Origin of the sequence: Nostoc sp. CCY 9925, assembly GCF_963920935.1 — a bacterium.
Taxonomy (GTDB): domain Bacteria; phylum Cyanobacteriota; class Cyanobacteriia; order Cyanobacteriales; family Nostocaceae; genus Nostoc.
Map to the genome: position 1 here is coordinate 1 of NZ_CAWUDO010000052.1, position 14,713 is coordinate 14,713.

The 14,713-nt window shown below is 42.8% G+C and carries 13 protein-coding genes; 10 read left to right on the forward strand and 3 right to left on the reverse strand.

The window, feature by feature from the left end; genetic code table 11:
• Positions 1-109: 109 nt before the first annotated feature.
• Positions 110-1,567, reverse strand: coding sequence for an efflux RND transporter periplasmic adaptor subunit (locus ACM0OY_RS23410; protein WP_414571223.1), 1,458 nt, complete (start codon positions 1,565-1,567; stop codon positions 110-112).
• A gap of 772 nt (positions 1,568-2,339) precedes the next feature.
• Here ACM0OY_RS23410 and ACM0OY_RS23415 point away from each other — a divergent pair.
• The 3 genes from ACM0OY_RS23415 (at position 2,340) to ACM0OY_RS23425 (ending at position 4,758) form a co-directional block, all read left to right on the forward strand.
• Complete coding sequence (locus tag ACM0OY_RS23415; protein ID WP_414571224.1) at positions 2,340-3,221, forward strand: Npun_R2479 family HD domain-containing metalloprotein; 882 nt, start codon at positions 2,340-2,342, stop codon at positions 3,219-3,221.
• A gap of 118 nt (positions 3,222-3,339) precedes the next feature.
• Positions 3,340-4,455 (forward strand): ABC transporter permease, encoded by a 1,116-nt coding sequence (locus tag ACM0OY_RS23420; RefSeq protein ID WP_414571225.1) that lies wholly within the window; start codon positions 3,340-3,342, stop codon positions 4,453-4,455.
• A 42-nt stretch (positions 4,456-4,497) separates the two neighbouring features.
• A complete protein-coding gene (locus ACM0OY_RS23425; protein ID WP_414571226.1) occupies positions 4,498-4,758 on the forward strand; it encodes a hypothetical protein in 261 nt (86 codons plus the stop codon).
• Positions 4,759-5,160: 402 nt separating this feature from the next.
• Here the strand turns inward: ACM0OY_RS23425 and ACM0OY_RS23430 are convergent, their stop codons facing one another.
• A complete protein-coding gene (locus ACM0OY_RS23430) occupies positions 5,161-6,186 on the reverse strand; it encodes an ABC transporter permease (protein WP_414571227.1) in 1,026 nt (341 codons plus the stop codon).
• 161 nt (positions 6,187-6,347) lie between these two features.
• Entirely contained in the window at positions 6,348-8,000 is a 1,653-nt protein-coding gene (locus tag ACM0OY_RS23435) for an ABC transporter substrate-binding protein (RefSeq protein ID WP_414571228.1), read from the reverse strand.
• Between the two features lie 499 nt (positions 8,001-8,499).
• Here ACM0OY_RS23435 and ACM0OY_RS23440 point away from each other — a divergent pair, with 499 nt between their 5' ends.
• The 7 genes from ACM0OY_RS23440 to ACM0OY_RS23470 all read left to right on the forward strand — a co-directional run bounded on the left by ACM0OY_RS23440 (position 8,500) and on the right by ACM0OY_RS23470 (position 14,636).
• Positions 8,500-8,826 carry a hypothetical protein gene (locus ACM0OY_RS23440; RefSeq protein WP_414571271.1) on the forward strand — a complete coding sequence of 109 codons (327 nt, stop codon included), beginning with the start codon at positions 8,500-8,502 and terminating at the stop codon, positions 8,824-8,826.
• Positions 8,790-9,002 (forward strand): hypothetical protein, encoded by a 213-nt coding sequence (locus ACM0OY_RS23445; protein ID WP_414571229.1) that lies wholly within the window; start codon positions 8,790-8,792, stop codon positions 9,000-9,002. The genes ACM0OY_RS23440 and ACM0OY_RS23445 overlap by 37 nt, the downstream gene beginning before the upstream one ends.
• Positions 9,003-9,356: 354 nt before the next feature.
• Positions 9,357-10,886 carry a photosystem II chlorophyll-binding protein CP47 gene (gene psbB / locus ACM0OY_RS23450; RefSeq protein ID WP_414571230.1) on the forward strand — a complete coding sequence of 510 codons (1,530 nt, stop codon included), beginning with the start codon at positions 9,357-9,359 and terminating at the stop codon, positions 10,884-10,886.
• A gap of 144 nt (positions 10,887-11,030) precedes the next feature.
• Complete coding sequence (locus tag ACM0OY_RS23455) at positions 11,031-11,135, forward strand: photosystem II reaction center protein T (protein WP_073640261.1); 105 nt, start codon at positions 11,031-11,033, stop codon at positions 11,133-11,135.
• 368 nt (positions 11,136-11,503) lie between these two features.
• A complete protein-coding gene (locus tag ACM0OY_RS23460; RefSeq protein ID WP_414571231.1) occupies positions 11,504-12,574 on the forward strand; it encodes a 30S ribosomal protein S1 in 1,071 nt (356 codons plus the stop codon).
• A 157-nt stretch (positions 12,575-12,731) separates the two neighbouring features.
• On the forward strand, positions 12,732-13,466 hold the full coding sequence (locus ACM0OY_RS23465) for an HAD family hydrolase (protein WP_414571232.1): 735 nt from the start codon (positions 12,732-12,734) through the stop codon (positions 13,464-13,466).
• A gap of 588 nt (positions 13,467-14,054) precedes the next feature.
• Positions 14,055-14,636: a Uma2 family endonuclease gene (locus tag ACM0OY_RS23470; protein WP_414571233.1), complete on the forward strand. Its 582-nt coding sequence runs from the start codon at positions 14,055-14,057 to the stop codon at positions 14,634-14,636.
• Positions 14,637-14,713 lie beyond the last annotated feature (77 nt).

Below are 14,713 nucleotides of genomic sequence, written 5' to 3' on the forward strand. Positions count from 1 at the left end.
ATGTCTTACATCAAGCGATGTGAATTGATTTTTTATTGTTTGTGAGAAATTTGCGATTAGTCATTGGTGATTTCTCTCTCATCTGCCATGCCCAATGCCCCATTCCCTTTTACTTTGCAATTCGCACTTTGTCACCATCTTTGAGATATGGTGCACCATCAACTATTACACGTTCACCTAACTGCAAGCCACTTTTGATTTCTACTTTGTCACCATTAGCAGGGTCTCCTAACTCTACCTTTTGGGTGCGGACTGTATCCTCACCCGAGAGGATAAATACAATTACACTTGAGTCTGCTTGGGACTGCACTGCTTTTTGCGGTACTACCATGCTGATGGCGGAGTTGGTGGTAATTGCAGCACGGGCAAACATCCCTGGTTTGAGTGAAGTTGTTGGTGGCAAGTCAATTTTTACTATAGCTTCACGCCTTTGATCGTTGATTTGTGGTTGTATTTCCCTGATTCGTCCTTGCGATCGCACGCGGCGATCGGCATCAGAAGTAATTTGCACGGATGCACCAACTTTTACCTGCATGAGTTGAGTTTCAGGCACTTTCGCTTGAAGTTCTAGTTTTTCATCTCGGATAATAGAAAATAGCTTTTGTGTACCACCAACCACAGTTCCCACTTGGGTTTGCGGCGGCACCCCAGTGACATCACCAACCCTAGCAAGTTTCTCGGCGATGATTCCAGAAACTGGCGCACGCACTACAGTTTGTCCTAACTGAGTTTGGAGTTGTTGCACCCTAGCAGTACTACTTTTGACATCAGCTTTGGCTTTATTGATGCTGGCTTGGGCGTTGTTAATGTTCGATTGGGCACTTTTGACACTAGCTTGGGCACTACGGATATTTTCTCGGCCAAGATTCACAACTTCTATGGCAGTTTTCACAGCGTAGGAACGAGTGTCGAGTTCTTGTTTGCTAATGGTTCCAGAGTCAGCAAGTTGTTGATATCGCTGATAATTCTTGGCTGCTTCCTCTAATCTTGCCTGGGCTTGGGCTAAATCTGCTTGTTTTTGCTGGACTATTGCCTGAGTTGATGCTAAATCTGCCTGCCTAGATGCCAGATCTGCTTGTCGGGATGCCAGATCTGCTTGTTTTGATTCCACATCTGCTTTTGCTTGGCTAATTTGGTTTTGGACTACGGAATCATCCAATACCGCTAAAACTTGACCTTTTTTGACAAAAGCTCCTTCTTTGACATCTTCAGGGATACTTTTGATTTGTAATCCGTTTGTCTGGGGTAGCACTGGAATTAGATCGCGGGCTGCTACAGTACCGGTTGTTTTCAGGGTACGCACAACACGGGCGTTTTCCACTGTGGCGATGGTGACTGTCATCGCTGGGTTAACTTTTTGATCTCCGACTGCGCTTTGTTGATTGGATGGCAAACGACTCAATATAGCCATACCACCAAAGGCGATCGCTATTCCTAAACCAGCACCCAAGAATAATGGCTTCAACCATACTCTGGTTTGTTTTTGGTTTGATTTGTTTGCCAAGGTTGCATCTTCAGACGTTACAGGTTTTTCCACCTCAACTTCTGAAACACTTTCATCGCTCACAGTGCCACCTCCACTTTCTGTGTATGTCTACCACTGTTAATACTTTCTTAAGAAAACTTGAAATTTATTTACTTTATATCAAAAATGGCGTATTTTTCAGCGAAGGTGTTTTGGGTATAGAGTATATAAAATGACAAAATAATATCTTTAAACCAGAGTAATTACTAGTAAAGCACATACAATTAAAATGTAAATCAAGATACAAATTAATGTTATTTCATCTATTCACTGTACTAGTTTAAAAAGGCAAATTTCCAAAATTGCAAATTCTCCATATCCCCTATTCCTTCATCTTTGTGTCAGTCTTAACCTGTTAGTTTCCGCTTAGTCAAGTATTAGGTCACACAGTAGATGTATTTAGATCACTGTCAATCACGAGTTAGAAATGAAAAATTAATAGTTAAAGCTAATGTAGATTTATCTAAATTAAACTTAAAAAAGTTAATGTACTTTACTATACCAGATAATTATTTTACAACGCAGTCTATAATCCCTCTAAAGCGTTGGTACTGTTAGAAATCCAAAGCTTATCCTGGAATGCAGTATAGGTCAAGGTAGCGTCTACACCTACACCTGAGTTAAAAAAGAGCAAACTGCATTGTCCGAAATTACACCAAAGTATTGGGCATGGGAAGAGGACAAAGGGACAAGGAGAATTGGGGACAAGGGTAAAAAATTACTGCAACTTCTCCTCTGCCCCTCTGCCCCCTTGTCCCCAGTCCCCAATCCCTCAATAAAATCGATAACTAAGTACATACCAGAGCCAACAGATATGTTCAATGCCACTGAAATTTTAATTGATGCCTTTGTAAATCAAATTCGAGAAGGTTACCGTCGCACCTATGGCTGCTTCAAAAATGATTATCAGGACATTATTGCGTGGGCTGGTAGCATGGCTTTGGAAAACATTGCCAATAGCGATGCCCTTTACCATAATGTTGAACACACTGTCTTAGTTACCCTGGTAGGGCAAGAAATCTTGCGTGGCAAACACATCAGAGAAGGTGGTGTTTCCAGTGAAGATTGGCTACATTTCATCATCTCCCTAGTCAGCCATGATATTGGCTACGTTAAAGGAGTGTGCCGACAAGATAGAGAAATAGCAGGCTTATATGCTACAGGTAAAAATGGCAGAATGATTTCTTTGGCTCCTGGGGCTTCTGATGCCAGCCTCACACCGTATCATGTCGATAGAGCAAAGCTGTTTATTGATGAGCGTTTTGGTGGTCACAAATTAATAGATGCGGATGCGATTAAAAGCAATATTGAATTGACTCGATTTCCGGTGCCTGCGGCAGAGGATCAGCAAGATACAAAATGCTTTGCGGGGTTAGTACGTGCTGCTGATTTGATTGGGCAATTAAGCGACCCGCGTTACTTAAAGAAAATTAACTCTTTATTCTACGAGTTTGAAGAAACTGGTATGAATAAAGTCTTGGGCTATAAAACTCCTGCTGATTTACGTAAGAATTACGCGAAGTTTTACTGGAATGGGGTATATCCCTATATCCAAGAAGGACTGCATTATCTGTCACTGACACAACAGGGAAAACAAATTCTGGCTAATCTCTACTCGAATGTGTTTGTTGTGGAACACGAAAGACAACAAGAAGAACAGCAGCGGTATTTAGAGGAGTTGGGAGTTAAGAGTTAGACGTAGGGAGTGGAGAATGGGGAGTTAAGAGTTATTAATGATGAATTATGATGAACATAAAAGTTTGATAATTCAAAATTCACAACTCATAACTCCTAACTCATAACTCCTAACTACTATGGATTGGTGGCGACGACTGAAGAAAAATCCTTTGGCACGATTTGGGGCAATTTTGCTGTTAATTTTCTACATAGCGGTAATTGCAGCCGATTTCATTGCACCTTATGACCCCTATGCCTCACAGCCTAATGGTTCATTGCTGCCACCAACTAAGGTATATTGGGTTTCTCAATCAGGGCAGTTTATTGGGCCTCATGTTTATCCGACGATTCAAGGAGAGACGAATTTAGAAACAGGCGATCGCGAACTGATTGTAGACTTTAAAAAACCCTCACCCTTGCGTCTATTTGTTTCTGGTGCAGAATACAGATTGTTGCAGCTAAGTTTGCCACTACCCCCCAAATGGGATGAAGTTACAATCTTTCCCGGTATCCCCTTGAATTGGCATTTATTTGGCACAACAAATGGGGTAAAATTTAACGTTTTGGGTACTGATGACCAAGGCCGCGACCAACTCAGTCGCTTGTTGTATGGCGGCCGCATCAGTATGTTTATCGGGATTTTTGGTGTTGCTATTTCCTTCCCTCTCGGTTTGCTGATAGGTGGAATTTCCGGCTACTTCGGAGGTTGGACAGATAGCATCATCATGCGCTTGGCAGAAGTGTTAATGACTTTTCCTAGTATTTATCTTTTAGTTACCTTGGGGGCAGTTTTGCCACCTGGTTTAAGCAGTACCCAGCGCTTTTTGTTGATTGTGGTGATTACTTCGGTTATTGGCTGGGCTGGATTAGCACGGGTAATTCGCGGACAGGTACTATCAATTAAAGAGCGGGAATTTGTCCAAGCCTCACGGGCAATGGGCGGCAACCCACTTTATATTATTATCCGCCATGTTTTGCCCCAAACAGCTACCTATGTAATTATCTCTGCTACTCTGGCAGTTCCCAGCTTTATTGGTGCAGAAGCGATACTAAGTTTGATTGGCTTGGGTATTCAACAACCAGACCCTTCTTGGGGCAATATGCTTTCTCTGGCTAGTAATGCTTCGATTATGGTTTTGCAACCTTGGTTAATTTGGCCGCCAGCTGTGTTGATTATTCTCACAGTCTTAGCGTTCAACTTACTCGGTGATGGTTTGCGAGATGCATTAGACCCGCGCAGTTTACGAAGATAAGTTGTAAGAATAGCAAATGTTGTCGCCGAACTAGCAAATGTAGTGCCCGAACTAGCAAATGTAGTGCCCGAACTAGCAAATGTAGTGCCCGAACTAGCAAATGTAGTGTCCGAACTAGCAAATGTAGTGCCCAAACTAGCAAATGTAGTGTCCGAACTAGCAAATGTAGTGCCCGAACTTGCAAATGTAGTGCCCGGACTAGCAAATGTAGTGCCCGGACTAGCAAATGTAGTGTCCGAACTTGCAAATGTAGTGTCCGAACTTGCAAATGTAGTGTCCGAACTAGCAAATGCTGTCGCCTAAACTACTTCTAAAAATCTTTGCAACAAATTAATCGGTTGTAGGGGCACAACATGTTGCATTGGTGTCAACTTAACGTGAAAGCGAAGTCTGATAAGCATTTCAAAAATTTTCGATGTACCACCTAGATTTTAGATCCCCCCTAACCCCCAAGGATCGGCTACGGTGTACACACAAGTCGGAAAGAGTAGTCTGTCAAGGAATAATTGACGAGTAGATTCTCTGTAGAGACGGCGATTTATCGCGTCTTGTGAACGTGTTGGTCTATCAGACGCGATAAATCGCGTCTCTACATGAAGTAATTTGAGTTGCTTGTTTAAAAGTGAAACGGAGTAATAGTTTTATGCCTTACAGCGATTTTAGCGAGTGGTCTTTCTCAAGAAGATTAGCAAAATGCCAAACAGCTTAATACCGAATTCGCGGGTCTACATAAGCATTTAAAATGTCAATTAAAATGCTGGCACTAACAACGATCGCTCCAAAAAATACCAATACTCCCTGGACTGTGGGATAATCGCGATCGCTAATGGCTTGATACAATCGATTAGCTAAGCCAGGCCAAGAAAATGTTACCTCTGTCAAAATCGCTCCACCCAATAAAGACGCAAAGGTTAATCCCAGAACTGTAATTACCGGAATTAAAGCATTTTTTAACGCATGGGAGACTAAAATCTTATTTTCCTTAATACCTCTGGCTCTAGCTGCTTCTACATAATCTGCTTGTAGGGTTTGCTTTAAATTCACTCGCACAATGCGCTCAAAAATCCCACTGAGCAAAATTCCCAAAGTCAGACTCGGTAAAGCAAGATGATGCAAAGATGTAAAAAACTGAGTGAAGTTTCCAGCTAATAAGCTATCAATTGTATACAATCCTGTGATAGGTGTGGGGGCGGGAAGGTTGGGCGGAAAGCGGTTAGAATTGGGAAACCAACCGAGTTGTACTGAAAAAATTAACTGCAAAAGCATTCCCGCCCAAAACATGGGGAGTGCGTAGGTGATAATACCAAACAACCGGCCACTGATATCAAAATATGTCCCAGGGCGGGAAGCCGAAAGAGTACCAACTAAAATTCCCACCGTGAGTGCAACCGCCATACTACATACTGCTAACTCCACCGTCGCCGGGAAATATTGGGCAATGATGTTCCAAACATTCTCTCCCCGACTTAGCAAAGAAGTTCCTAAATCAAAGCGCAACAGATTTCCCAAATAATTGAGATACTGTAGCCATAAAGGCAGATTTAAACCGAGTTGTTTTCGCAATTCTTCTTTAGCTGCTTCTGGCGCACGTCCACCGAGAATTGCATCTGCGGGATCTCCTGGTGTTGCTCTGAGTAAGAGAAATACAATAGTGATGATAGTTAATAGCTGGAGTGGTGCTAACAGCAACCGGGAAACAATGTAATATTGTAAAGCTTTAGAACGAGACATAAGTAATTCGTAATTCGTAATTTGTGATTCATAATTTGTGATTCGTAATTCGTAATTTTTGGGCTTTTAACCACACCAAATTGTCAATTTTGGGGCTTTTAGCTTTTGAGAATTTAGACCTCAATAAATTCAATTACGAATTACGAATTACGACTTACGACTTATTTTTTAATTGTCTGGTAAACCAAAATTTGGGTTGGATTAAGTTGTACGTTACTAACACCATTGCGGGCAAATACATAGTCTTTGTTTTGCCATAGTGGAACGTAAGGTACATCTGTATTTACTTGGTTTTGAATATCTGTAAAAATTTTCTGCCGCGCTTGTGGGTTTAGTTCTTTACGTTGCTGGTCAATCAATTTATTCATGACTTCGCTATAGTAGAACGAACCCTGAGTTTGACTTGCCCCATCTTCACATCCTTTAGCAACTGAACCTTTATCACAATACAAAAATGGCTGTACGTAATTATCTGGATCTAAAAAGTCTGGATACCAATCAAGTAAAGCTGCTGGATACAACCCTCTAGAAATGTCTTTAAAGAAAGCAGGGCCTTCAGCAACGCTGACTTCAAATTGCAGAATTCCATCCATTTTGGCATCGACAAGCGATTTAAGTGTCTGTGCTGCCAAACTCCGAGTAGGTGAACTAGAAGGATACCAAATTTGAACTTTTGCAGGATTTTCTTTGGAAAAACCAGCGGTTGTTAATAATTGTTTGGCTTGATTAAAATTAGCATCGCCATATTTATCTTTAAATAATGGTTGAGAAACATTAAATGTGGTGGGAATCATGCTATAAAGCGGATCTGCTTGACCAAGTAACACTCGTTCATTGATTAGTGGACGGTCAACTATTGAAGCGATCGCTTGTCTAACTTCTGCTTTATCTAAAGGCTTTTGATTCCTATTTAATACCATATAACTGACTACGCTACCCTGAGCAGCGATCGCTTGCCAATCCCCTTTTTTACCACCTTCTTCTAAGCTCCGAGTTTGGTCTGGTTGTAAGGATAAATAAGCGACATCAATTGCACCTGTGCGGAAAGCATTAAACAAGTTAACTGGACTAGTCTGAATTTGAACGTTAACACCGTTATTAACTGGTTTTTCGCCCCAATACTTATCAAACGTATCAAATCGCAGCGAATCAGTACCATACTGGGCTAACTTGTAAGGGCCAGTCCCCACAAAAATATTCGGTTTGAATTTACCCGCACCGACTTCGTAAGCTTTGGGCGAAACTGCACATACTCCAGGAAAGGCTAGTAGTGAGGGAAAGGCTGCAAAGGGCTTTTTCAGCTTAATGCTTAACTCATAATCGCCTGTGGTTTTCACCGAATCTACTATATCGCCTAGTAAGAAAGAGGGTTTTCCTTTATTTTCAATAAACCGCTGGATAGTAAATGCCATTGCTTGGGCGTTGAAGGGAGTCCCATCGTGAAAAACTACTCCTTGCCGTAAGGGGATGGTATAAGTTAAGCCATCTTGACTGACTTTCGGTAATGCTGTGGCAAGTTGGGGTTTAATTTCTGTGCTTCCTGGTTCGTAAGTGTAAAGGCGATCGCTCATATTAAACACTAAACCGAGCGCTGCTAACTCATAAGCATCAGCTGGATCGAGGGTTCTAGGTTTGGCTGTTGTACCTATAGTAATGCGACCATCACCTGTAGGACTATTTACAGAACCCGATGGCGGGGTAGTTGGCTGCGGACGAGGAGCGCAACTCACAACTAAAAATAAACATACACAGAACAAAGATAGGAATTGTATAATCCTACTCCAGCGTTTCACGGACAAGGAAAACCATGTCATAGCAATAAGATTTTAGATATCAGCGGTCAGCCATCTTACTACATTTGTGACTATTGTGCCTTAATTTTTACAAAGAATTTTGACCACGATTGTAGCTAAGTATATACGTACAAATCAGCTTATATATTGCCCTATTTTCAGTGAAGACCGTCATTATTCGTTCATCCTTTGTAAACATAAATGAGTAATAACTAATCACAAACGACAGTTACTTAAGCAAGGAAAAATTTTTATTTAATTAAGATTTTAAACATTCACTGAATTTGTCGTAAATTCTATAGTTACTAGGGAAGTAGGTTTGTTAAGCTCTCAAAGTAACCCAAGTGGCGTACACTAAAACTCAGCCTGTTGCCGCTTGGGGAAACATGTCCGTGGAGCGGTTTTTCATAGAGAACAGCTGCATGGTTTTCCTAACAAATCTAGTGTTTATACATCAGCCAAAAAAGCGATCGCAATATCACCAACAGCAGATTTAAAGTCTAATAGCGAGACTAAGACCGTGAAGTATTTCTTTCTATCTGAGGGATGGACAGTTGCTAGAGTTTGGGCATCTGACGGACTCTGGCAAATAACCGCATGGCGACGCCAACCAGATATTCAGCGAATGAATATTTGTTTAGTGGAACAAAACGAGTTGCTATGGCTGTATCGAGTTGAAGAAGCCATTTTAACCATAGAAGTCAAGCCAACAACCCCAGTAATCGCCAGTCAAACCATCGGTCAAGTAGTACTCAAGCGTTTGATGAGTGCCGAACAAGTAATCGAACGCCTGGGTACTGCTGAAACGAAGTGTCACCTGCAAAACATCCAGTTGGTGGTTCAGTAGAGGAAGAGGACACAGGGACGCGGGGACACGGGGAAAGATTACAAAAGATAACATGGGAAATTTATGACAAAAAGTTTCTCACTCTCCGCGTCCCCGCGTCCCCCACTCTCCGCATCCCCGCGTCTGTTCCCCACTCTCCGCGTCCCCGCGTCTGTTCCCCACTCTCCATTCGGTAAAGAAAAGATAAGCAAATTTAATCCCCGACAGGATTGGTAGCGAAAAAACTTGGACATGCTACGCGATCGCATTAATTTACACGCTTGCAAACAGTTCCATCAATAGTTACACTTTTTAAAACATTCTCATTTTTACTTGGCGATGGCTACCCTACGGGGTAAATCTCAAGGGAGCGAGTAAGCATTGCCAAACCACCCACGCTGTCTGACTTTATAAGACTAAGTTGTGGTCAAACTCTGGCTCTGGCAATAACAAAAAACAAAACAGAGTTTTCTGAGTGGCGGTTTTCGTTTCTCAGAAACTCAGTAAGAAAATTGCTTTGTAAACTAACTCATCGAGGAGGAGCGTAGTCGATGGGACTACCCTGGTACCGAGTACACACAGTCGTTCTGAATGATCCAGGGCGACTGATTTCTGTACACCTGATGCACACTGCCTTAGTAGCAGGCTGGGCTGGTTCAATGGCACTATACGAACTGGCTACTTTTGACCCAAGCGATCCGGTTCTCAACCCGATGTGGCGTCAAGGAATGTTCGTGCTGCCCTTCCTAGCACGTTTGGGTGTTACCCAATCTTGGGGTGGTTGGAGTGTTACCAGTGCTTCAACTGGCGATCCTGGCTTCTGGTCATTTGAAGGCGTTGCTGCGGCTCACATCGTTCTTTCTGGTCTATTATTCCTAGCTGCTGTTTGGCACTGGGTTTACTGGGATTTGGAACTCTTTAGAGACCCCCGCACAGGTGAACCCGCTTTAGACTTGCCAAAAATGTTTGGCATTCACCTGTTCTTATCTGGTCTACTTTGCTTTGGCTTTGGTGCTTTTCACCTCACCGGACTATTTGGACCGGGGATGTGGGTTTCTGACGCCTATGGTGTAACAGGCAGCATCCAAGCAGTAGCACCAGAATGGGGCCCAGATGGTTTTAACCCATATAACCCTGGCGGCATCGTGGCTCACCACATTGCTGCTGGTGTTGTTGGTATTATTGCAGGCTTATTCCACCTCACAGTCCGACCCCCCGAAAGGCTCTACAAAGCTCTACGGATGGGGAACATTGAAACAGTACTTTCTAGCAGTATCGCAGCAGTATTCTTCGCTGCTTTCGTGGTAGCTGGTACTATGTGGTACGGTAACGCTACCACCCCAATTGAACTGTTTGGGCCTACCCGTTACCAATGGGATCAAGGCTACTTCCGTCAAGAAATTCAGCGTCGCGTCCAAAATAGCGTTGGCGAAGGTGCAACCCTTGAGCAAGCTTGGTCGCAGATTCCAGAAAAACTGGCCTTCTACGATTATGTCGGCAATAGCCCTGCTAAAGGCGGTCTATTCCGTACAGGACCAATGGTTAAGGGTGATGGCATTGCTCAGTCTTGGCAAGGTCACGCTGTATTCAAAGATTCTGAAGGGCGCGAATTGACCGTGCGTCGTCTCCCCAACTTCTTTGAAACCTTCCCAGTGGTCTTGACCGACGCAGATGGAATTGTCCGCGCTGACATTCCCTTCCGTCGGGCAGAATCTAAGTATAGCTTCGAGCAATCTGGTGTCACCGTCAGTTTCTACGGTGGTGACCTCAATGGCAAGACCTTTACAGACCCAGCCGATGTGAAGAAATATGCTCGTAAGGCTCAAGGCGGTGAAATCTTTGAATTTGACCGAGAAACCTTGAACTCTGACGGCGTATTCCGCACCAGTCCTAGAGGTTGGTTTACCTTTGGACATGCTGTGTTTGCTCTGCTATTCTTCTTCGGTCACCTGTGGCATGGCGCTCGTACAATCTACAGAGACGTATTTGCCGGTGTTGAAGCGGATCTAGAAGAACAAGTTGAATGGGGTCTATTCCAGAAAGTGGGTGACAAGTCAACCCGCCGGAAAGAAGCCCTCTAAGGGACTGGGGACTGGGGACTGGGGACTAGGAAAGAAGTATTTAGGAATACTTTCTGAGTACTCAATAGCCAATCCCTAATACCCAGTCCCTAATACCCAATCCCTAATCCCTAATTACTAGCTGGATAGGCAGGAACTCATAAAATGGAAAGCGTTGCATACATCTTAATTTTTACCCTGTGTATAGGTGTTCTCTTTTTTGCGATCGCATTTCGCGAACCCCCCCGCTTTGATAAAAAAGAGAAGTAGGTCGCTATTACCACAACTTTAAGCGCATTCACTGTTAGTATCCGTTACTGCTGAATATGGTAGTAACGGATATTATTGTGTTTGTCATTAGTCATTAGTCATTAGTCATTAGTCATTAGTCATTGGCAGTGCTGAGCGATGAGTTAAGAATTAGGAGTTATTCTCCTCATTTCCTCATCTCCCCATCTCCCCAATCATTTTAATATTGTGATATAATTTCCAATCTTGGGAGTTGATATGTGTTAACACTAGCTTTTCTGCGCTAGGATGAAAAAGGATGTTAAGTGCGGACTGATTAAATACAGTTGCATGAACATCGCGCTTGTGGCACAACCTTTACGGAGACTAAAACCAGGAACTAAATCAGCATGGTCAATCAGAATTTAACCGCTACAGAAATTGGATTCACTCACGAAGATTTCGCTGCTCTACTTGACAAATACGACTATCATTTTAGCCCTGGAGATATTGTACCAGGAACCGTTTTCAGTATAGAGCCGCGCGGCGCTCTGATTGACATTGGTGCTAAAACAGCAGCATATATACCCATACAAGAAATGTCTATTAACCGGGTCGATGCCCCGGAAGAAGTCTTACAGTCAAACGAAACACGCGAATTCTTCATCCTCACCGATGAGAATGAAGATGGTCAGTTAACTCTTTCCATTCGCCGCATCGAATATATGCGGGCTTGGGAACGCGTGCGACAACTGCAAGCAGAAGACGCTACCGTTCGTTCTGGCGTATTTGCTACTAATCGCGGTGGTGCATTGGTAAGAATTGAGGGATTACGTGGTTTTATCCCCGGTTCCCACATCAGCACCCGCAAACCTAAAGAAGAATTGGTAGGCGAAGAACTACCACTGAAATTCTTAGAAGTGGACGAAGAACGCAACCGCTTAGTTCTATCCCACCGTCGCGCCTTAGTTGAGCGCAAGATGAACCGCCTAGAAGTTGGCGAAGTAGTAATAGGTACAGTTCGTGGTATCAAACCCTACGGTGCTTTCATTGATATCGGCGGCGTCAGCGGTCTACTACACATTTCTGAGATTTCTCACGAACATATTGATACACCTCATAGCGTGTTCAATGTCAATGATGAAGTGAAAGTTATGATCATTGATTTAGACGCAGAAAGAGGTCGGATTTCTCTATCTACCAAGCAATTAGAACCAGAACCTGGTGATATGATTAAAAACCGGGATTTGGTGTATGATAAAGCAGAAGAAATGGCTGCTAAGTATCGGGAGCAGCTGCTAGCTAAACAGCAAGGTATTACTGCTGCGCCTGCTGGAGTTGTGGAAGTTGTAGCAGAGGAAGAAGAAATTCCACCAGCAGTGGAACTTGAAGAGGAAATTCCACCAGCTACCGAAATTGAAGAAGAAATTCCCGCAGCAGTGGAGACTGAAGAAGAAATTCCCGCAGCTATTGAAGAGTAATACATTTATAGTTTTACTATCTTTAATTAAGAGTATCAAAGCATTCTTTAAAGAGGGTTTTCCCCTCTTTTTTTATGGATTTAGTCATTGGTCATTAGTCATTGGTCATTTGCAAAGGACAAAGGACAAATAACTAAATTAAATGGAGTGAAATATTTTGGCAACTATTAAATGTAGAAACGTCACTTTTTATAATGTTCAAGCAATTTTGTTTGACAAAAATGGTACTTTAGAAGACTCAGAAACATTCTTGCGAGCGATCGCACAAAAGGCAGCGAGGTTGATAGACGCTCAAATTCCCGGTGTTGGGGAACCGCTATTAATGGCATTTGGCGTCAATGGTAATATCCTCGACCCAGCAGGTATAGTGTCGGTGGCAAGTCGCCGCGAAACAGAAGTTGCAGCTGCGGCCTACATTGCCGAAACTGGAAAAGGATGGTTTGAATGCTTAAAAATAGCTCGTCAAGCTTTGGATGAAGCCGAAAAATACGTTGGACAAACTCCTTCGCCGCTGTTTGTAGGCAGTTTGGAGATATTGAAATATCTACACGAAGCTGGTATAAAACTCGGTATACTCTCAGCCGCTACAACTGATGAAGTACAACACTTTGTAGCCCATCATCAATTAAGTGATTATGTCCAGCTACAAATGGGAGTGGATGAGGGGCCGAGTAAACCAGACCCAGTGCTATTTTTGCAAGCTTGCCAAACTTTAGGAGTCGAACCAAGCGCTACGTTGATGGTAGGTGATTCCGTTGGTGATATGCAAATGGCGCGTGATGCTAAAGCCGCAGGTTGTATTGGAATCACTTGGGTGGGTAATTTGGATAATGTTAAAGGTGCAGATGTGGTGATTAATCAACTTGATGAAATTCAGATTTTAGAAGATTAATTGGCGTTGCTGATTAATGGGATGATTTTGATGGTTTTGTGGGATGGGCATCTTGCCCGTCCCTTGTATTTTTGGGCGGGCAAGATGCCCACCCTACAAAAATCATCCCTTGATTCACCAACGCCGATTAATTTTATGACTTACACATCAAAATAGTTTATTCAAAGTTTTATGTCTGAATTGGTGTCGGAATCACCCATTACTAATCGCGATTCAAAAACCAGATTGTAGGACCTACAATACCTACCTCCATTAGGAAATATTGCTTATATTATAAGAACTTCTTTGGGTTCTAGCTTCCTCTAACTGCGGGTCATTGAACCTTAAGCTATCGCTTTGAGTTGACCTTCAACATGTTTGCAAACGTTATACACTCTGGACATTTCGATTCTGCTAGCAAAAACAACTAGTACTAGCCCTTTCAAGGTGGTGAAATTTGGAACGAAGATTAGTTATTTCAATCTTCAAAAAACCAAAATCTGAGCGTAGAACTCAGGATGGTAGCACTGAAATAAAGTATCTTGGTTGGTCACCTTGAAAGGGCTAATGCTAGGATACTAACTACTCCTCACAATTGCCAAACAAGCCATGCAGAATACAGAACCCACGTTGAAACTTCGCTTGTGGACAGTTGAAGAGTACCACCGGATGGCTGAGGCTGGGATTTTTGGTGCAGATGAACGCGTCGAACTTCTGGAAGGAAAGATAATTTGGATGATTGCGAAAGGAACAGCTCATCGCTCAGCAGTGGGTAGAACAGATTACTTACTGAAAAATAGATTAGGCAATCGGGCTTGGGTATCTATTCAAGACCCAGTAAAGTTAAATGAACGGTCTGAACCAGAACCGGATATCGCTGTGGTAAAAGTAGATCCCCTGGACTACGCAGACCATCATCCCACCCCAACAGAAGTTTATCTGATTATTGAAGTAGCAGATAGCAGCCTGAAACTAGACTGTGAAACCAAAGCCAAAGCTTACTCCCAAGCGGGGATTAGAGATTATTGGGTACTAGATGTCGTTAGTCGTCAATTGCACGTATTTCGAGAACCAACTCAAGACGGCTATCAAAGTGAAGTTATTTTGGCAGAAGATGCAACTATTTCACCTTTAGAATTCCCTGATTTAAGCATTGTAGTTTTGGAAATGTTACCACCTATAACTGGATAAGTGAGTTATGAATTACGAATTACAAATTACGAATTCTTATTAAATTAAACCCCAGAATCATAACTGTGGAATTCAGC

What these genes read in the sequence shown, in the direction of transcription:
- ACM0OY_RS23430 (WP_414571227.1), bottom strand. Translation starts at nt 6,186, where the DNA reads ATGTCTCGTTCTAAAGCTTTACAATATTACATTGTTTCCCGGTTGCTG.
- ACM0OY_RS23460 (WP_414571231.1), top strand. Translation starts at nt 11,504, where the DNA reads ATGGTCAATCAGAATTTAACCGCTACAGAAATTGGATTCACTCACGAA.
- ACM0OY_RS23420 (WP_414571225.1), top strand. Translation starts at nt 3,340, where the DNA reads ATGGATTGGTGGCGACGACTGAAGAAAAATCCTTTGGCACGATTTGGG.
- psbB (WP_414571230.1), top strand. Translation starts at nt 9,357, where the DNA reads ATGGGACTACCCTGGTACCGAGTACACACAGTCGTTCTGAATGATCCA.
- ACM0OY_RS23415 (WP_414571224.1), top strand. Translation starts at nt 2,340, where the DNA reads ATGTTCAATGCCACTGAAATTTTAATTGATGCCTTTGTAAATCAAATT.
- ACM0OY_RS23455 (WP_073640261.1), top strand. Translation starts at nt 11,031, where the DNA reads ATGGAAAGCGTTGCATACATCTTAATTTTTACCCTGTGTATAGGTGTT.
- ACM0OY_RS23470 (WP_414571233.1), top strand. Translation starts at nt 14,055, where the DNA reads ATGCAGAATACAGAACCCACGTTGAAACTTCGCTTGTGGACAGTTGAA.
- ACM0OY_RS23435 (WP_414571228.1), bottom strand. Translation starts at nt 8,000, where the DNA reads ATGACATGGTTTTCCTTGTCCGTGAAACGCTGGAGTAGGATTATACAA.